Annotated in this window: 17 protein-coding genes and 1 pseudogene; 7 read left to right on the top strand and 11 right to left on the bottom strand. The window is 72.2% G+C overall.

The genetic code is table 11. From position 1 onward, the window contains the following. Position 1 precedes the first annotated feature (1 nt). Together G555_RS0111140 and G555_RS21305 are read right to left on the bottom strand one after the other, a co-directional pair. Positions 2–1,156 carry an SPFH domain-containing protein gene (locus G555_RS0111140; RefSeq protein ID WP_245581275.1) on the bottom strand — a complete coding sequence of 385 codons (1,155 nt, stop codon included), beginning with the start codon at positions 1,154–1,156 and terminating at the stop codon, positions 2–4. A 214-nt stretch (positions 1,157–1,370) separates the two neighbouring features. Continuing rightward, positions 1,371–1,949: a hypothetical protein gene (locus tag G555_RS21305; RefSeq protein ID WP_028708929.1), complete on the bottom strand. Its 579-nt coding sequence runs from the start codon at positions 1,947–1,949 to the stop codon at positions 1,371–1,373. Positions 1,950–2,041: 92 nt separating this feature from the next. On the opposite strand from G555_RS21305, the gene G555_RS0111130 reads away from it, so the two are divergent. After that, positions 2,042–2,590, top strand: coding sequence for an NUDIX hydrolase (locus G555_RS0111130; RefSeq protein WP_084635199.1), 549 nt, complete (start codon positions 2,042–2,044; stop codon positions 2,588–2,590). A gap of 30 nt (positions 2,591–2,620) precedes the next feature. Here the strand turns inward: G555_RS0111130 and G555_RS0111125 are convergent, their stop codons facing one another. Then, complete coding sequence (locus G555_RS0111125; protein ID WP_028708927.1) at positions 2,621–3,877, bottom strand: M18 family aminopeptidase; 1,257 nt, start codon at positions 3,875–3,877, stop codon at positions 2,621–2,623. Between the two features lie 213 nt (positions 3,878–4,090). Then, on the bottom strand, positions 4,091–4,705 hold the full coding sequence (locus G555_RS19475; protein ID WP_051208870.1) for a YdcF family protein: 615 nt from the start codon (positions 4,703–4,705) through the stop codon (positions 4,091–4,093). Positions 4,706–4,992: 287 nt separating this feature from the next. On the opposite strand from G555_RS19475, the gene G555_RS19470 reads away from it, so the two are divergent. Next, positions 4,993–5,766 carry a GNAT family N-acetyltransferase gene (locus G555_RS19470; RefSeq protein ID WP_211223235.1) on the top strand — a complete coding sequence of 258 codons (774 nt, stop codon included), beginning with the start codon at positions 4,993–4,995 and terminating at the stop codon, positions 5,764–5,766. A gap of 23 nt (positions 5,767–5,789) precedes the next feature. Here the strand turns inward: G555_RS19470 and G555_RS0111110 are convergent, their stop codons facing one another. Next, positions 5,790–7,391, bottom strand: coding sequence for a sigma-70 family RNA polymerase sigma factor (locus G555_RS0111110; protein ID WP_028708926.1), 1,602 nt, complete (start codon positions 7,389–7,391; stop codon positions 5,790–5,792). A gap of 309 nt (positions 7,392–7,700) precedes the next feature. On the opposite strand from G555_RS0111110, the gene G555_RS19465 reads away from it, so the two are divergent. The 3 genes from G555_RS19465 to G555_RS0111095 all read left to right on the top strand — a co-directional run bounded on the left by G555_RS19465 (position 7,701) and on the right by G555_RS0111095 (position 10,582). Continuing rightward, positions 7,701–8,876 carry a glutamate--cysteine ligase gene (locus G555_RS19465; RefSeq protein ID WP_051208868.1) on the top strand — a complete coding sequence of 392 codons (1,176 nt, stop codon included), beginning with the start codon at positions 7,701–7,703 and terminating at the stop codon, positions 8,874–8,876. A 415-nt stretch (positions 8,877–9,291) separates the two neighbouring features. Further along, entirely contained in the window at positions 9,292–9,747 is a 456-nt protein-coding gene (locus G555_RS0111100) for a hypothetical protein (protein WP_028708925.1), read from the top strand. A 106-nt stretch (positions 9,748–9,853) separates the two neighbouring features. Then, complete coding sequence (locus G555_RS0111095; RefSeq protein WP_028708924.1) at positions 9,854–10,582, top strand: glutamine amidotransferase; 729 nt, start codon at positions 9,854–9,856, stop codon at positions 10,580–10,582. Positions 10,583–10,601: 19 nt separating this feature from the next. On the opposite strand, the gene mshB is transcribed toward G555_RS0111095, so the two are convergent. Next, positions 10,602–11,501 carry an N-acetyl-1-D-myo-inositol-2-amino-2-deoxy-alpha-D-glucopyranoside deacetylase gene (mshB, locus tag G555_RS0111090; RefSeq protein WP_028708923.1) on the bottom strand — a complete coding sequence of 300 codons (900 nt, stop codon included), beginning with the start codon at positions 11,499–11,501 and terminating at the stop codon, positions 10,602–10,604. Positions 11,502–11,542: 41 nt separating this feature from the next. Between mshB and G555_RS0111085 the strand changes: the two genes are divergently transcribed. Further along, positions 11,543–12,529 (top strand): DMT family transporter, encoded by a 987-nt coding sequence (locus G555_RS0111085; RefSeq protein WP_028708922.1) that lies wholly within the window; start codon positions 11,543–11,545, stop codon positions 12,527–12,529. A gap of 71 nt (positions 12,530–12,600) precedes the next feature. After that, positions 12,601–14,847: a DEAD/DEAH box helicase gene (locus tag G555_RS0111080; RefSeq protein WP_028708921.1), complete on the top strand. Its 2,247-nt coding sequence runs from the start codon at positions 12,601–12,603 to the stop codon at positions 14,845–14,847. A gap of 34 nt (positions 14,848–14,881) precedes the next feature. On the opposite strand, the gene G555_RS19460 is transcribed toward G555_RS0111080, so the two are convergent. The 5 genes and pseudogenes from G555_RS19460 to G555_RS23405 all read right to left on the bottom strand — a co-directional run. Beyond that, complete coding sequence (locus G555_RS19460) at positions 14,882–15,889, bottom strand: ATP-dependent DNA ligase (RefSeq protein ID WP_051208864.1); 1,008 nt, start codon at positions 15,887–15,889, stop codon at positions 14,882–14,884. A 41-nt stretch (positions 15,890–15,930) separates the two neighbouring features. After that, positions 15,931–16,314 (bottom strand): Rv3654c family TadE-like protein, encoded by a 384-nt coding sequence (locus G555_RS22645; protein ID WP_051208862.1) that lies wholly within the window; start codon positions 16,312–16,314, stop codon positions 15,931–15,933. Beyond that, positions 16,311–16,670 carry a TadE family type IV pilus minor pilin gene (locus tag G555_RS22640; protein WP_169337908.1) on the bottom strand — a complete coding sequence of 120 codons (360 nt, stop codon included), beginning with the start codon at positions 16,668–16,670 and terminating at the stop codon, positions 16,311–16,313. Before G555_RS22640 ends, G555_RS22645 begins: the two co-directional genes overlap by 4 nt. Positions 16,671–16,750: 80 nt before the next feature. After that, entirely contained in the window at positions 16,751–16,969 is a 219-nt protein-coding gene (locus tag G555_RS19445) for a DUF4244 domain-containing protein (RefSeq protein WP_036922454.1), read from the bottom strand. A gap of 315 nt (positions 16,970–17,284) precedes the next feature. Beyond that, positions 17,285–17,431, bottom strand: a pseudogene (locus G555_RS23405) (general stress protein); the annotation flags it as partial. Positions 17,432–17,466: the final 35 nt, after the last annotated feature.

Raw genomic sequence — 17,466 nt, 5'->3', positions numbered from 1 at the left:
CTTACTGGGCGGGGCCCTGCGCGGCCGGCGGGGTCTGCGGCGGCAGTGGCGGCGGTGCCGCGAACAACTGCTGCAGCGCCGGCACCTGACCGGCCGGGGTCCACCCGGCCATCCCCGTCGACCAGACGAGAGTCGTCGGCGTGACCTGCCCTGCCTGGACGGCCGCCTGCAACTGACCCGGGTTGTACGGTCCGGCAGCGGAGCCGTTGAGCTCGACGTGGAACGTCTGCGCCGCCCCGGGCAGCGGCGGCGGGGCGCTGGCCTGCCCGGCCTGCGCCTGCTGGTTCATCTGGTTCGCCATCTGACCGGCCATGGCCATGCCCAGCCCGGCACCCATGAGATCGCCCATCGTGCCGCCGCCACCGGGGTTGTTGGCCGCAGCCACCATCGCCTCGGCCTGCTTGGCCTGCTGGTAGCGCTGCATGTCGTCGAGCTGATTGACCCAGCCCGCCTCTTCGACGCCGCGGGCGACGCCACGCGTCATGGCCTGGGTGATCTCGTCGGGCAGCGACACGTTCATCGTGATGGAGTCGATGGCGAGCCCGAACTCGTCGTCCACCCGGTCGGCCACGAAATCGCGCAGCTTGTCGGAGAGCTCGACCTGCCGTCCTTGCAGATCGATGACGCCCAGCCCGGTCTCCAGGATCATGTCGGAGAAGGCCAGCGTGATGACCCGTCGCAGCAGTTCGGAGATCTCTTCGACGTCCACCGACGAGTCCGTGCCGATGACCTGCCGCATGAAGACCGGCGGGTCGGCGACACGCACGACGCACAGGCCGTTCGCGCGCACCTGGACCATCTTGAAGTCGGGGTCGCGGACGGTGACGGGATTGGCGGTCCCCCAGCGGAGATCCGTCACGGGCCGGGTGTTGATGAAGTACACCTCGGAACGGAACGGGGAGTTGAAGCCGTACTTCCAGCCCTGCAAGGTGGACAGCAACGGAAGGTTCTCGGTCGTGAGGCTGTACTGGCCCGGTCCGAAGGTGTCGGCCATCTGGCCGTTGTGCACGAAGATCGCCTGCTGTCCCTCACGGACGATGAGCTGGGCGCCATGCTTGATCTCGTTCTGGTAGCGGGGGAAGCGCCACGCCAACAGCGTGCGCGAATCCTCGAGCCACTCGATGATGTCGACGATTTCGCCTCTGAGCTTGTCCATCAGACCCACGGCTGCCTCCTTTGAGAAGTCGGGTGCGCGGCTACGACGCACTGGCAACGCTAGCCGGTTCCCATCGTCGCGGGTACTCCCCAGCCCCTGACCGGTCCATGAGATGTCCCGGCCGGGACCGGCGAGAGGCAACGCCGACCGCGGGTGCGGCCCGCCGACCACCCGTCGAGCGTGTCACACGCGACACCGCCCGAGAACGAACCCGTCAACTGGTGGGCGTGGCGCTGGGAGCCGCGGTCGCCGCCGAGGACACGTACTCCTCGATGATCGTCGTCACCTCGGCCTCGTCGACGCTCAGCTTCTCCGCCACGTACGCCGCGAGCTTCTCGCGGGTGGACGAGTCGGCAAGCCAGCCGGCTCCGCCTCCACCGCCCTGACCGCCGCTCGGCGGAGTCCCCTGCGCACCGCTCGGCGGAGTCCCCTGCTGGCCGGCGGGCGGCGTGCCCTGCCCGCTCGGCATGGAGCCGTCCGTCGGCATGCCGCTCGGCATGCTGCCGTCGGTGGGCATCCCGCTCGGCTGGCTCGTGCCGGAGGGACGGTTCGAGCTGAGGAAGTCGTTGAGGGCCGACGTGACCGTCGACTCGTCGACCCCGAGCCCGTCAGCGAGAGCCGCGGCCAGCCCCGACACGTCCTGGCCCTGGCCGCCTCCTCCGCCCGGCTCCTGCGTGGCCGACGAATCGCCGGACGCGGACGACGTGTCACTGCAGGCCGCCACGCCGACGAGCGTCCCCAGTGTGAGGAGGGCGGCGCCGATCGAGAACCCGACTTTCTTCGCGATGCTCATGAGTCTCCTGCTTCGTTGGCTGACGGTGCGAGCCGTCCTCCATGACAGCGATCCGCGCTGGGCACTCCCCCTGTGTTTGCTAGGGTCCGCCTGTGAATGACCCCGCACCGGGGGTCCGGTTCCCCGACGACGAATGGGTGGCGGGCGCCGATGGGCGCCGCCGCCGCTCGGCAGGACGCGTCCTGCTCGTGCTGGACGGACGCGTCCTGTTGCTCGCGGGCCACGAGCCGGACGTGCCCGCCGTGCACTTCTGGTGGACGCCCGGGGGCGGGATCACCCCCGGCGAGTCCGCCCGGGGGGCCGCCGTCCGCGAGCTCCGCGAGGAGACGGGGCTGATCGTGACCGAGTCCGAGCTGGTCGGCCCGGTCGCGACCTGGGACAACGCCTTCACCTACCTCGGTCGTCCCGTGCGCCAGCAGGATGCCTTCTTCCTCTGCACCGCCGTGCCGACCGTCGGGGATTCCGCCTGGACCCCGCTGGAGGGCCACACCCTCGAAGGCACCCGCTGGGTGCCGGTGAGCGAGGTGCGTCTGCTGACCGACCCCGTGTACCCGCCGGACCTGCCCGACCTCCTCGAACGGGTCGTCACCGGCTGGGACGGCACCGTTCACCGCTTCGGGCCGTCACCCGAGGACAGGTGAGCCGTCGCCGTCCGGGTCGCGGCGGGCGTGTCAGTCGTCGGCCGCGGCGTAGTGCGCCCCCAGCACCTCGGCCAGCCGACGCGGATCCTCCACATCGCACAACTCCCTGGCGGAGTGCATGCTGAGCAGCGGGATGCCCACGTCCACCGACGCGACGCCGATCCCCGCGGCCACGAACGGGCCGATGGTCGACCCGCACGGCACCGCGTTGTTGGACACGAACGGCTGCGTGGGGACGTCGACGGACCGGCAGAGCCGCTGCCAGCGGGAGGCCGAGGGGCCCTCGGTGGTGTAGCGCTGGTTGGCGTTCACCTTCAGCAACGGTCCGCCGCCGAGCACCGGCCGGTGGTCGGGGTCGTGGAGCTGCGGGTAGTTCGGATGCACGGAATGGCCGGCATCGGCGGAGACGACGAACGAACGCGCCAGCGCCGCCTCGAACGCGTCCAGTCCCCAGCCGAGCGAAGCGGCGATCCGGCGCAGCACGGTCGGCAGGAACGGACCGGCCGCGCCGCTGCGGGACGTGCTGCCGATCTCCTCGTGATCGAAGCAGGCCAGCACCGCGATGTCGTGGACGGGCCGGGCGCTCACGAGCGCCGCAGTGCCCGCATGGACGCTGGAGAGGTTGTCGAGCCGTCCGGACGCGAGGAAGTCGCCCCGGACGCCGATCACGGCGGGGGCCTCGGACACGGCCGCGAACAGATCGTGACCGTCGAGATCCTCCGGCGACAGCCCGGCCGACTCTGCCACGGCGGCGAGGATGTCCACCGGGCCGTTCGCCAGCAGGGGCATCAGGTGCTGCTGCCTGTCGAGATGAAGGCTGTCGTTGACGCTGCGGTCGAGATGCGGCGCGACCTGCGGAATGCGCAGCCAGGCCGGGGTGGACACCAGGTGCACCTGTCCGTCGCGCGTCACGAGTCGTCCGGCGAGCCCGAACTCGCGATCCAGCCACGAGTTCAGCAACGGGCCGCCGTAGACCTCCATGCCGGCCTGGGCGAAACCCTGGGCGTAGGTGGAGGGCGACGGCTTGAGTTTGAACCCCGGCGAGTCGGTGTGGGCGCCGACGATCCGGAAGGCCGCGGTGTCGGGGGACACGTCCGCCGGCATGCGCCAGGCGATGATCGCGCCGTCGCGGATCGCGTACCGGGCCGGTCCCGCCTCCCACTCGCGGGCCTCGTCCTGCTCGGTGAACCCCGCCTCGCGCAGGCGCCGCGCGACCGTCGCGGCGGCGTGGTACGACGAAGGAGAATCGGTGACGAAGGCGGCCAGGTCAGCGGCGTAGGTGGACATGACCCCATCCTGCCGCTCCCCGGCCGACGGCGAGGCTCGCGGTCCAGGGGACGCGGCGCTGACCGCCAGGTTGCACGGCATACCGCCCGGATGCCGCGCCCCCCTGCGTCGTGATCGCCAGGTTGCACGGCATATGGCGCCGGATCCGGGCCGGATAACCCGGACAACCTGGCGGTCACCCCGCCCCGAGTCGGCGACCAGCCCTCCTATGCCTCACAACCTGGCAGTCACCCCCCGGTGGGTTCGCGACCGGTTGTGGACCCACAGGACGACGGGTTTCAGCGGGCTTTCGAACACCGCCGAGACGGTCTTGCGCCACGGGTGCTCGCCGAACCGGTATCCGGGCAGGCGCACGACGCGCGTCGCGACGGCCGGATCCTGCCGACGCAGCATCCGCAGTGCCCGCCGGGCGTGGAGCGGGTCGGAGACGATCATGACCTCAGGGGCGTCACGCACGGCGTCGGCGCCGAACAGCATGTTCTCCCAGGTGGAACGAGCGCGTGTCTCGCACACGATCGCCGCCGCCGGCACGCCGCATCGCCGGGCGTATGCGGCCATGACGTCGGCCTCACTGGGCAGACCGGACAACGCGGCGCCGCTGAACACCACCCGGTCGCCCGGGCGCCAGGCCCGCAGCGCGAGGTCGACGCGCCAGCGCTGCGTCGCGCCGAGCGAGCCGTCCGCGTTCGGCGGGCATCCGAGGACGAGGAGAGCGCGAGCGGCCGCCGACGGTGCGGGCAGGTGGCGGTTCGCGCTCCAGTGCCGGCCCTCCACGAGGAGCGCGTACCCCAGTGCGGCGGCACCCGCCAGGCCGATCGTCCCGCGCATCACCGGTCTCATCGCCCGCTGAATGTACACAGCCGCCGGTCCTCCTGCCGACCGCGCTCGGACTCGAGCGGTCACCGGGTCGCGATCAACCGCCCCGCACCGGTGCCGGTCGATCCCGGTGCCCGACTCCGATCGGGTGCACCAGGGACCCGTCCTCATCGAGTTCTCCGACCGGTTCCGCTCGATGCCTCTGCCCCTGGCAAGACGGTCGCCCACCCCGCCGCTCCACACGACCGGCATCCGAGAATCCGGCGCGCACGCGACGCTCCCGGATCACAATGCAGGGCGTGTCGATCCCGGTGGAGACCATCGAACGCGCGACCCTCGCGGCCGTCCCGTCCCGCGAACTGGTCGAGGTTCCGGGCTGGTTGCTCCCCCTCGATACGAGCACGGTGTCACGCACCAAGAGCGCCGTCCCGCTGAGCCACCACGCACCTGACCCGGCCGTCCTGCCTCTGATCGAGGAGGTGTACCGCGGTCACGGGCTACGACCGGTGCTGCGCCTGCCGAGGGACGTTCCGGCGTTCGCCGCCCTGTACGCCGACCTGCGGCGCCGGGGGTACTCGCCCCGCGGCCTCGTCCTCGTCATGACGGGCGCGTCGCACGGGCTCCGCGCCGCGGGCGACCCGGGCGTGAGCCGGCTGGCCGCGGGGCCGGACGACGCGTGGTCCGCCGTGTTTCTCGGGCCGGGGTTCGACCCGGTGGACGGGGCGGCGCGGGTCGCGGTGCTGCGGCGCGGGCGCGACACGTCGTACGCGAGCGTCGCGGCGGTCACCTGCCCCGAGCCGGCGCCGGAGTCCGGCAGTGTCGTCGCGGTCGGGTGCGGGTCGTTCGCCGGCGGGCTGGTCGGCGTCCACGGCATGCGGACCGCCGCCGCTCATCGTCGCCATGGCCATGCGCGCGCCGTCCTCGCCTCGATCGGCGCCGAGGCCGTCCGCCGCGGTGTCGAGACGGCCTATCTGCAGGTGGAAGAGCAGAACGCCCCCGCGGTCACGCTGTATACGAGCCTGGGATTCACACCCGCATGGGCCTACGAGTACTGGACCACACCGACGCACTGATCCCGCGGACCGGCGCGGCGCGCTCAGATCCAGCAGCAGACGATCCAGTCGTCCACGACATAGCAGGTGCCCGACGTCGGGGGTGTGGCATGCACCCACGAACAACCGGGGCTCGGGACGGTCGGCGTCGGCACGGTCGGCGTCGGGACGGTCGGCGTCGGGACGGTCGGCGTCGGCACAGTCGGCGTCGGCACAGTCGGCGTCGGCACAGTCGGCGTCGGCACAGTCGGCGTCGGCACGGTCGGCGTCACCGAGGGCGTCGGGGCGGAGGATGTCGGAGTCGTTGCCGGAGACGACGGCCTGGCTGTCGGCGAGGTGGTGCCGGGGGACGCGGTCGTGGAGGTCGCCGTCTGCGACGGTGTCGGCCGCGAGGGCGCCGCCGACGGCGTCGGGCGAACCGTCACCACATGTGTCGCAGATGGATCAGTGCCGGCGTCCGAGTCCGCCACGGACGCGGTGGTGCCGTCCGGCGACGTCGACGGGTCCGTCTGGGTCGCCTGTTCGGAGGTCGCGTCCGGAGTCGCCGCTGCAGTGGAGGCTGCGGCGGTGGATGCGGACGCCGCCGCACCGGAACCAGAGCTGCCGCCCTGTCCGCCGCTGCCGAATCCGCCGCTGGCCGGTGGCAGCGCGGCCACCGGGGCCTGGCCTGCATCGGGCTGTCCGGTGCCGGACGCCGCACCGAAGGCGACGGCGGCGACCGCGACCACAGTGACGGCCGCCGTCGCCGTCACCATGCCCGATCGATCCGCGGCGCGCCTGATCGTCCGGAAGAAGGCCTTCGCGCCTGACGCCCCGGCCGATGCCTGCCCGATGGTCGCGGCGGCGGCGACCTGCGTTCCGGTCAGCGTCCACGCCGTGACGCCCGCGGCCGAGCCGCCCACGATCAGGGCGGCGACCCGCAGGGAGGCGCCCAGGTGCGCGATCCGGCGCATGGCGCCAGCACAATCGCTGCACTCGTCGAGATGATCGCGGACCCGCTGGTCCTGGGCGTCGGTGAGTCCGTCCTTGACGTACGCCGCCAGGCGATCGAGCACCCACTCGCACTCGTCCCCGCCGCCGTGCCGCTCCACATGCGCCTGGAGCCAGGCACGGCTCAGGGCCCCTCGTGCCCGTTTGCTCAGCGCTGCGGCCGAGTTCGGCGTCAACCCGAGCCGCTCACCGACCTCGGCGGCACGCAGACCCTCGATCTCGGTCATCCACAAGACCGAGCGCCAGCGCTCCGGAAGCGAGTCGAACGCCTCCATCATCACCTGGTGCTCGACGACGGCGGAGTCGAACCCCGGCTCGTCGTGTGCCCGCGACATGGCGGCGTCGAGCTGCTCGGCCTCGGCCGGGTCCTCGCGATTCTGGGTCGCCCACGTGGCGGCCAGGTTGCGGATCGTCGCCCGCAGGTAGGGCGGGAAGGCGTGTTGCGGCCCACCGCCGCCGCGCATCGCGACCCAGACGCGGATCAGGGCCTCCGATGCGAGTTCCTCGGGATCCAGGGAGCGGGTCTCTTTCGCGGCCATGCGGACGGCGGTCTGGTGGTACCGGCGGAACAGGATATCGGCGGCCTCGATATCGCCTTCGCGACAGCGACGAACGAGTGTCTGGTCATCCGGATGCGGCGTCGCGGTGCGCGACATCCAGCGCGCCAGCCCGCGTGGGCGCTCTCCAGAACCGTTCACTAGACCCAGCCCCCCGACTGGTGCATTCCCCCTGTGCCGGTGAATGCGACCGGAACCTCATCCGTCGAGGCTCTCACAAGAGCTTACAGGAAACCGCCGGACTTCCACGCGGCCGAGTTCTGCGATGTCCCTTGGACCTTGGGGCTACGTTCCATCGCCACAGGACCTCGACGCACGGCGTTGCGCTCTTGCCATGGCCGCGTCGTCGCGTTCACACTTGTTGCCCGTCCGGACTGTTCGGGCACCGGCCGTTCGAGGAGGGGTCCGATGCAGATCTCGTTCGCCCCGTCCGCGCAGAGCACGCTCGGCATCGAGTGGGAGCTGGCGCTGGTCGAGTCCGACACGTATGCCCTCGCTCCGCGCGGCGAGGAACTCCTCACGGCGCTCGGTGACGCCCCGCCGAGCCCGTTCCGGCGCGAGTACATGCGGCACATGGTCGAGATCGTCACGGGCGTCCACACCACGGTGGCCGGAGCGGCCGCCGAACTCCAGGAGCATCACCGGACCTTGGACGCGGAGGCCGGTGCCCGCGGTCTGCGCCTGCTCGCCGCGGGGACGCACCCGTTCGCCAAGGCGGCCGAGCAGGCCACGACGTCCGGCGAACGCTACGCCCGGATCAAGGAGCGTTCGCGGTACTGGGCCGACCGGCTGGTCATCTGCGGCACGCACGTCCACGTGGGAGTGGACTCCTCCGCGAAGGCGCTGCCCATCGTTCACGGACTCGCGGTCTATCTGCCGCACCTGCTCGCCCTGTCGGCGTCGTCCCCGTTCTGGGAGGGGGAGGACTCCGGCTACGCCTCCCAGCGCACGATGCTGTTCCAGCAGCTCCCCAGTGCGGGGCTGCCTCCCGCGGTGACGACCTGGGACGAGTACGAGGCGTATTTCGCCGACCACGTCGAGGTCGGGATCATGAGCCAGACCAACGAGATCCGCTGGGACGTCCGGCCCTCGCCGACCTTCGGGACGATCGAGAATCGGGTGCTCGACGGCATTCCGACCGTACGCGAGGTCGCCGCGCTCGCCGGGCTCACGCAGTGCATCACGGAATGGATGTCGCGGCAGCTCGACGACGGACGCCTGCTCCCGCGGCTCGCCCCCTGGTTCGTGCGCGAGAACAAGTGGCGGGCCGCCCGCTACGGACTGGACGCCCACGTCGTCCTGCCCGGACGGCGGCTGCGCGAGCTGGCTCTGCGGGACTCGCTGAATGTGCTGCTGGAGGACCTGCTGCCGATCGCCGCCGAGCTGAGCTGCAGCGAAGAGCTGTCCTTCGTCGCCGAGATGGCCGCACGAGGACCCAGCTACGAGCGGCAGCGCCGGGTGTACGCACGGACCGGGTCGGTGACGGCCGTCGCGGCGGCCGCCGTCCGGGAGTGCCGCGCGGGCACCCCCGACTTCGACGGGCTCACCCCGCCCGCGGCCGGCGCACAGGACGTCCCGGCGTAGGCGATCATGGGTGATGCCACGCAGCGAGACGCGACCGGGCCGGGCCGCGACAGAAGCTACCCGGGAGTCGTCTAGCGCACGGCGACAATGCGGGTGGCTATGCACTCTCCACACGCAACGCTTATTACCGGCCCTCTTCGTGAATACGCACATCCCCACAATCATTGACATGCAGAACCGACCGCATTAGCGTCGCAGGGAAACGCACGGGACGTCGGCGCCAGTCATGATCGCCGCGCAAGCGCCGGCAGACGTCAACGAAGATGCCTCAGTCACATGGTCGACCCGGCCAGGTTCGGGCTGTGCACGATCGCGCCGGTAGCTACTGGCGCAGTGTTCGCTCGCAAGACAGCACGCGTGGCGGTGTCTCGCGATCGACGCCGCCACGCGCTCGAATCCGGAGAGGTGAGTCACGGTGTCATCGGACGTGTTCTGGGCCGTCGTCGTCGGAGCGCTGCTCGTCGTGGTGGCCGTCGCGTGGTCGCTGCTCGGAGTGCTCGAGGTCCGGGCGGCGGATCAGCCGGTCGACGCGCCGGGCCGCCCGGGCGGGTTCATCCGCGCGCCGGCGGATCGCAGGCTCGCCTGGGTGTGGGTGCTGCTGCTGAGCGTTGCGGCGATCCTCCTCGGCCGCTCGGGCGGGCACGACCTTCCCGTGGCGGCAACGGTGGCCGCGGTCACCGCCTACGCGCTGTGCTGGGCGCTCGGCGCGGCGATCGTCGTGTCGGCGGGCCGTCGCCGGCGACGGCCGGGGACCGCGGCGAAGCGGGGACAGCACGTGCTCGCCTGGGCTCTGCGGCTCGCGGTCACAGGGGCGGCGCTCGTGCTCGGCTGGTTCCTGCTCGACCTGTGGATCGGGCTCGGGACTCCCTGACCTCACGCTGTTCGGCGGCGCCGTCGCGGCAGGACGCGGGCCGTGAACGGCCGGCGGCCCTGGACGGCTTTGTCCCGCATTCCTTCGGGCGCTACCGTTCGGCGTCATGAAACCGTTCCTTCTCCTCGGCACGCGCGACACCGACGAGGCCGCGCTCGGGGAGTACCGGTCGGTCCTGCGCCACACCCGGCTGGACCCCGACGACCTGCGGCACGTCCGCGTCGAGTCCGCCCCCCTGCCGGTGATCCACCTGGAGGACTACTCGGGCATCATCGTCGGCGGCAGCCCGTTCAACGCCTCCGACGAACACAAGTCGGCGCTGCAGGAGCGGGTGGAGGGCGAACTCGCCGACCTGCTCGCCGAGGTGATCGCCCACGACTTCCCGTTCATCGGCCTGTGCTACGGCGTCGGACTCGTCACGATGGCGCTGGGAGGGGTCGTCGACAACACCTACGCCGAGCCGATCGGCGCCATCGACGTCGTCCTCACCGACGACGGACGGGCCGACCCTGTGCTGGCCGGGCTGCCCGACCGGTTCGCGGCGTTCACCGGCCACAAGGAGGCCTGCCTCGAATTGCCGCCCGGCGTGACGCTGCTGGCCACCGGCGACGCGGCGCCCTACCAGATGTACCGCTCCGGAAGGAACGTGTACGTGACGCAGTTCCATCCCGAACTGGACGCGATCGACCTCGAGAAGCGGATGCGCCTGTACACGCATGCCGGCTACTTCCGCCCCGACGAGTTGGACGACCTCGTGCACCAGGCGCACGGGAGTCACGTCGACGGCACCCAGCACCGCATCCTGGAGAACTTCGCCCGCGTCGCGGCGTCCTGACGTCCGGCCGGGCTCCCGGTCAGTCGTCCAGGGACAGCCCGGCGAACAGGTCGGTCGCCGGGTGCTCGCCGGGCGGGAACGGGACGCCGGCCGCGAGCCGGAACGACTCGTACCGCGGAACGTCGGGAGCCACCTTCACGAACTGCCACCACGGGTCGTCGACGTCCACCTGGCTGCGGTAGCGGCCGAGCGCCGACGCCACCTGCGCGGCCCAGGGCTGCTCGTGGACGCGTGCGCCGATGTACTCGTGGGGGACGAACATGGGCGGCAGCTCCGCCCCCGGGTCGAACCAGCCGGTGAGCAGTTCGGACAGACCCAGTTGATCCGCGACGGCCACCATCTCCGGGACGCTCGCGGCGTCCCACGCCGTCCACAGGACACGCGAGACGGTCCAGGCGCCGCCGAGATCGGGCCGGAACGATGCCGTCCCCGCCAGCACGTAGGCGTACATGGCCACCCGGTGGGCCTGCACGTGGTCGGGATGCCCGTACCCGCCGACGGTGTCGTACGTCGCGAGCACCTGGGGACGCCGGTCGCGGATGAGCGCCACCAGGTGGGTGGCGGCCTCCAGCAGGTCGGCGCGCCAGAAGCAGTCGGGATGCAGATCGTCCAGCGGATGCACCGTGCCCTGTTCGTCGGTGGTCATGCCCGAGTCGCGATAGGCGAAATCGCCGCCGAGGCGCACATAGTCGGTGACGCCGAGGTCGGCCATCGCGGCGTGAAGCTCACCGAGGCGGTGTTCGCCGAGCGTCTCGGCGGTCAGGTACGAGAGGTCGTCCGCGACGATGTCACCGGCCTCCCCGAGCGTGCAGGTGACGAGGGTGACGCGACCCTCGGCGGCGTACCTGGCGAGGGTCGCCCCGGTCTGACTCGTCTCGTCGTCCGGATGGGCATGGACCAACATCAACCGTGCTGACACCCGGCACAGGGTACTCCCGGCGCGCACACTACGATCATCGGGTGACGACACGTCGTGCGGCCGCCCGGACGCCCATCGCCCCCGCGGTCCTGGCCGCGGCCATGGTCGGCGCCCTCATCGCACTGCAGAGCATGGCCAACGGCGATCTCGCCGTTGCCGGCACCGGAGCGATCATCGCGGGCTGGGTGTCCTACGTCGGCACTCTCGCCACCATCCTGGTCGTGGTCGTCGCGCGCCGCCGGGCGTCCGCGACCGTGCGCGTCCTGCGCGAGCGCGCGAAGCCGTGGTGGTACGCCATCGGGCTGTGCGGCATCCCGATCGTCCTGACCTCCGCGTACGGCGTGCCCATCGTGGGCGTGGCCGTCGCGTCGGTCGGCTCGGTCGCCGGGCAGACCGTCGCCGGACTGCTGCTCGACAGCCGTGGGATCGGGGTGCCCGAGCGGTTGCCGCTCACCGGACGCCGGCTCGCGGCCGCGCTCACCGCGATCGCGGGGCTCGCCCTCGCGATGGTCGCCGGCTCCGGCAGCACAGGCGCCGGAGCGGGCGGGGCGGTGATCATCGGCGTCCTCTTCTTCGTCTCCGGGGCGCTGCTCGCGGTCCAGAACGCCGGCAACGGAGCGGTCGCCCAGCAGTCGGGCGATCCGGTGATCGCCGGCTTCGCCTCGGCGACCGGCGGCACGGTCGTGATCACCGCCATCGTCGCCGTCGCGGCCGCGGGCGGGTTCCTCGGCCCGGTCTCCTTCCCGGCCGCTCCCGCCGACTGGTACCGCTATCTCGGCGGCCCGCTGGGGGCGGCGATCGTCATCACCGCCGCCTGGGCGGTCCGGCGGCTGGGCACTTTCGCCCTGACCCTGACAGTGGTCGGCGGTCAGTTGCTCACCGCCGTCGTCGCCGATGCGGTGCGCGGTCTCGGTGTCGGCTGGACCACCGTGGCCTCGGTGGTCGCGATCATCGCCGCGACCGCGCTCGGGGTTCTCCCCGCTCGGCCCGCGACCGTTCCCGACGACGCCGGCGGGACGTCTGGCTGATCCCTCGCGGGCTGCCCGCCTCTCGGCCCGGCCGTCCCGAACCGGCGGTGGATGGTGACAGGCTTGGATCCGTGGCAGTACCGGAGTGGCTGGCGGGGCGGGCGGAGATCCGTCACGTCGAGTCGCGTCCGGCACTGTCCGGGGAAGCGGTCGACTGGCCCGGGTGGGTGCCCGAACAGGTTCGCACCACGTTGCGCGGAGCGGGGATCGAACGTCCGTGGCGACACCAGATCGCGGGCGCCGCGGCCGTGATGGCCGGTCGCAGCGTGGCCGTGGCCACCCCGACGGCGACGGGCAAGACCCTCGTGTACCTGCTGCCCGCGCTCGTCCGGGCCGCCGAGGCGGCCACCGGCGCCGACCCGACGCGTCTCGCCTTCCGCCGTGCTGCGCCGACGGCCCTGTACATCGCCCCGACGAAGGCCCTCGCCCACGACCAGCTCGCACGGTTGACGCGGATGACGCTGCCCGGCTGGTCCCCGGCATGCCTCGACGGCGACTGCGATCAGGCCGAGCGCCGCTACGCGCGCGAGTTCGCGACGTTCGTCCTGACCAACCCCGACATGCTGCACCGTTCGGTGCTGCCCCAGGCGGACAGGTGGCGGCGTTTCCTGGGCAACCTGCGTCTCGTCGTCGTCGACGAGAGCCACCGTTATCGGGGGAGCTTCGGCGCGCACACGGCCGCGGTCCTGCGGCGGCTGCGGCGCCTCTGCGCGGCGGCGGGTTCCGACCCCGCGTTCGTGTGCACGTCGGCGACGACCGTGGACGCCGCCGCCGCAGCCACGCGGCTGACGGGAGTCGACGACGTCGTCGAGGTCACCGCCGCGACCAGTCCGCGCCCGGCGCTCGACTTCGTCGTGTGGCAGCCGGGATCGGCCGGAGACCTGCCGGGACTCATGGCGCAGTCGGTCGACCACGAGCGGCAGACCCTCGGGTTCGTCGCGTCGCGCAGGCTCGCCGAGTCGGTGGCCGAGCGGCTCCGCGGCCTCGTGCCCGGCCGGCGCGTCGTGGCGTACAGGGCCGGATACCTGCCCGACGAGCGCCGCGCCCTGGAATCGGGGCTGCGGGACGGGTCGATCGCGGCCGCGGTGGCCACCAACGCCCTCGAGCTCGGGATCGATCTCGGCGGTCTCGACACGGTCGTGATGGACGGGTTCCCCGGCACCCTGGCCGCGATGTGGCAGCGCGCCGGGCGGGCCGGGCGACGCGACCGGGACGCCCTCGTCATCCTCGTCCCGGCCGAGCAGCCGCTCGACGCGTATCTCACGGAGCACCCCGAACTGCTCTTCGACGCCCCGGTCGAGGCGACCGTCCTGCATCCCGAGAACCCGTACATCCTCGGCCCTCATCTCGCCGCCGCGGCCCAGGAGCTCCCGCTCACGACCGCCGACGCCGCCTACTTCGGGCCCGGCTTCCTGCCGGCGGTGAAGGCCCTCACCGCGCAGGGCGTGTTGCGGGAGCGCCCGTCGGGCTGGTTCTGGACCCGGCCCGAGCGGGCGGTCGACGCCATCGACCTGCGGGCCATCGGCGGGCGTCCCGTCGAGATCATCGAGGAGGCGACCGGCCGCGTCGTCGGCACGGTCGACCCCGCTGCGGCCGACGCGACCGTGCACGAGGGCGCCGTGTACGTCCACCAGGGCGAGCCGTGGCTGGTCGACGCGTACGCCCCGGCGGACAGGACCGCCCTGGTGCGTGCCGCCCCGACCGACCTGGGATACGTCACCCAGGCCCTGTCGGGCAGTGAGGTGAGCATCCTCGGGACGCACGAGTCCGCGCCGCTGGGGGCGGGGATGCTGTCGGTGGGTCCGGTGCGGATGACGTCCCGGGTCACGGAGTACCTGCGACGCGACGCCGAGACCCTCGCCGTGTGGGACCGGACACCGCTGGATCTGCCCGCCCACACTCTCGCCACACAGGCCGTGTGGTGGACCTTGCCCGACGAGGTCCTGCGCCTGGGCGCCGCCGAGGTGGCCGATCCCGCGGCGGCCGCACACGCCGCCGAACACGCCGCGATCGGGATGCTGCCCGTGTTCGCGCCCTGCGACCGCTGGGACGTCGGCGGGCTGTCCGTCGCCCGTCATCCCGACACCGGGCTGCTCACGGTCTTCGTCGTCGACGGATACCCCGGTGGCGCCGGCTACGCCGCGGCGGCGTTCCGGCGGGCCGGCGCGTGGCTCACCGCGACACTGGAGCGGCTGCGCACCTGCGGGTGCCCCGACGGCTGTCCGCGGTGCGTCATGTCGCCCACGTGCGGCAACGGGAACCAGCACCTCGACAAGCCCGGGGCGACGACGCTGCTGCGGCTGCTGGTCGAGGGCTGAGTCCTCGCGGGCGGTCGCGATCCCGACGGGCGGTTCAGTCCGCGGTGTCCAGCGGGAGCAGCGGCGCGGTGGCCGCGTCGAGGGGTACGACGTCGGGCCGGATCGCGCGCAGCACGGGCTGGCGCAACGATCCCGAGGGCGAGACCCCGAGATAGCGGATCTGGACGCAGATCACCGGCTCGACCCAGGTCGTGCGGCGGACCTCGGGCTGAACGGGCAGGGGATCGAAGGGGCTTGTGGGCCGTTCGATCTGCCGCAGGACGCTGAGCAGGTCGTCGCGCTGGTCGTGCGGCAGCCCCGAGCCGACGCGGGCGATCGGGTACAGGGTGCCGGTCCGCTCGAACGTCGCCTCGTCACTGGGGTGGCCGACCCAGACGGAGCCGAGCCGGTGGGGGGAGGCCGTCTCGGGGACCCAGCCGCCGATGACCGCCACGAGCTCGGTCCGGTGCGGCACCTTCACCCAGTCGGTGCTGCGTGCTCCCGGCCGGTAGACCGAGGAGGTCTTCTTGCTGACGACGCCCTCGAGCCCCTGTGTGCGGGTCGCGGCGGCGAGCGCCTGCCCGTCGTCGTAGGTCGGTGGCACCTGCCACGGCGACGCGTCGCCGCCCGTGACCGTGCTCAGGTCGAGTCCTTCCAGGATCGCCCGCCGATCCGCCAGCGGCACCTCCAGCAGCTCGACGCCGCCCAGCCGGAGCAGGTCGAAGACCATGTACGTCACGGGTGCGGCCCGCGCGGCCCGGGCGGCCCGCGCCGCGTCCCTGACGTGCATGCGGGACGCGATCCGCGGGAAGGACGGGAGTCCTCCCTCGAGCGCGACGATCTCACCGTCGAGCAGGACGTCCTCGCCGAGCAGGGAGCCGTCGAGTCTCAGTTCGGGGTAGGCGACGGTGACGTCGACCTCGTTGCGGTTCCACAGCCTCGCCGAGCCGTTGCGGACCTCGGCAAGGGCCCGGATGCCGTCCCATTTGACCTCGTGCCACCACTCGCCTCCGGACGGGGGCACGCCCGGCTGGGCTGACGGCGTGGCGAGCATCGGACGCATGGTCCCATCGTGCCGCATGCCGGCTCGCGGCCCCGATCGCCTCACGGTGTCGTGCGTCCGGCCTCCGACGATGCGGACACCTCGGCCGGCAGGCCCGGAACGGTGAGGGCGACGCGGACCGCGACCCGCACCGATACGACGAACTCGACGCCATCGGCGGATGTCGCGCACTCCTGCACCGATCCTCCGTTGGCGGACGCCGTCGCGGCGGCGGCCCGGCATCCGTCGGCCGCTCCCCCGTCGACGGCACGGGCGCCGTCGACGGCGGCGAGGTCTGCGGCGGCCTTCGCGGACTGTGCGGCGACGACGTATGCCCCGAGCACCACGGCGACCCACATCGCGCACACGGCGACCAGCGCCACGGCCGCGATCAGGGCCGTCCCCGCGCCGGAGTCGTCGCGGCGCCTCGCAACCGCGCCGCTCACGTCTGCCCCGGCTCGGCCTGGACGCGGGCGGTGCCCGACACCTCCGGGCCGGCGAGCCACCGAACCGGCGCTTGGGGTCGGCAGCGGACGGTCACCACGTATTCCCCTTTCTCTCTGGCGATCTCGACGACGGAACCCTCGGGCGCCGCGGCCCGGGCGCGGGCCAACGACTCGGTGTCGCCTCGCGCCTGCTGCCGGGCGATCTGCACGGCGGAGTCGTTCACGCGTTGCTGGAGCACGATCACCCCGCCCACCCATGCCATCACGACGGCCATGGCCGCGACGAGCAGCGTCCCGGCCGCGATCTCGGCGGTGACCATGCCCCGCTCGTCACGCCGGTGTCCCCCTGCGGACATCCCGCACCTCCTCGGTCGTAGCGACCCGAGGCCGCGGGCGGGGCTGAACGCTCTCCCGCCCGCGGCCTCGCCGGATCGGATCAGCCCACCAGTCCCGTGATGATCTCGACGATCCACTTGATGATCTGCAGCAGGATCTGGGAGAACTCCGGGGTGGTGATGATCTTCAGCAGGACGCCGACGATCGACACCGCGGCGACCGTGCCCACTGCGTACTCGGCCGTCGTGATGCCACGCTCGTCGCGGCGGCGGTTCTTCAGCTTGAGCCCCGTGGACGGGGACTTCTGCACTGCGGTCATTGGTTCCTCCTTCGTTGGTCGCACCCGAGTGGCGCACCCCTGATGTGAGACCCAGAGGCCGGAGCTGTCCGGAGCCGGGGTCCGGTTGTGGACGGGACTTGTCTCCCCGGCAGCCTGTGGATCCGTGTTCGGGCACGGGCGCGGGAGTGACGACGTGCCTGCGACCCGCGAGCCGGCGGTGGAGAAGTCCGGCCCACGGGCGGGGATGACATGCTCGACTCCTGAGCAGGCCCGCCGAACGCTCCGTTCCTGCCGGATTGTCGCGGCTTTTCGGCAGTTCGGGAGCGTTCGGCGGACCCTCCGGAAGGGAACGGCCTACTCGAACTCGGCCGCGCGGGCGCCCGGCAGGCGCAGCAGCATCTCGCGCGCCTGCTCGGCGACCTTGTGCTCACACAGCACCTCGTAGCTCGTCGCCACGGTCTTGGCGATCGAGTTGAAGTCGCGGCGACCGGAGCTCAGCGCGAGAGGACCTCAAGGCGGCGGCGAGGACACGGCGG

It is taken from the genome of Propionicicella superfundia DSM 22317 (genome assembly GCF_000423465.1).
Taxonomy (GTDB): Bacteria; Actinomycetota; Actinomycetes; order Propionibacteriales; family Propionibacteriaceae; genus Propionicicella; species Propionicicella superfundia.
This window is presented reverse-complemented; position numbering and strand designations above follow the sequence as displayed.

Bases quoted from the DNA above. Each gene is read 5' to 3' on its own strand.
- G555_RS0111140 (WP_245581275.1), bottom strand. From the start codon at position 1,156: ATGGACAAGCTCAGAGGCGAAATCGTCGACATCATCGAGTGGCTCGAG.
- G555_RS21305 (WP_028708929.1), bottom strand. From the start codon at position 1,949: ATGAGCATCGCGAAGAAAGTCGGGTTCTCGATCGGCGCCGCCCTCCTC.
- G555_RS0111125 (WP_028708927.1), bottom strand. From the start codon at position 3,877: ATGTCCACCTACGCCGCTGACCTGGCCGCCTTCGTCACCGATTCTCCT.
- G555_RS19475 (WP_051208870.1), bottom strand. From the start codon at position 4,705: ATGCGCGGGACGATCGGCCTGGCGGGTGCCGCCGCACTGGGGTACGCG.
- G555_RS0111110 (WP_028708926.1), bottom strand. From the start codon at position 7,391: ATGTCGCGCACCGCGACGCCGCATCCGGATGACCAGACACTCGTTCGT.
- G555_RS19465 (WP_051208868.1), top strand. From the start codon at position 7,701: ATGCAGATCTCGTTCGCCCCGTCCGCGCAGAGCACGCTCGGCATCGAG.
- G555_RS0111095 (WP_028708924.1), top strand. From the start codon at position 9,854: ATGAAACCGTTCCTTCTCCTCGGCACGCGCGACACCGACGAGGCCGCG.
- G555_RS19460 (WP_051208864.1), bottom strand. From the start codon at position 15,889: ATGCGTCCGATGCTCGCCACGCCGTCAGCCCAGCCGGGCGTGCCCCCG.
- G555_RS22640 (WP_169337908.1), bottom strand. From the start codon at position 16,670: ATGTCCGCAGGGGGACACCGGCGTGACGAGCGGGGCATGGTCACCGCC.
- G555_RS19445 (WP_036922454.1), bottom strand. From the start codon at position 16,969: ATGACCGCAGTGCAGAAGTCCCCGTCCACGGGGCTCAAGCTGAAGAAC.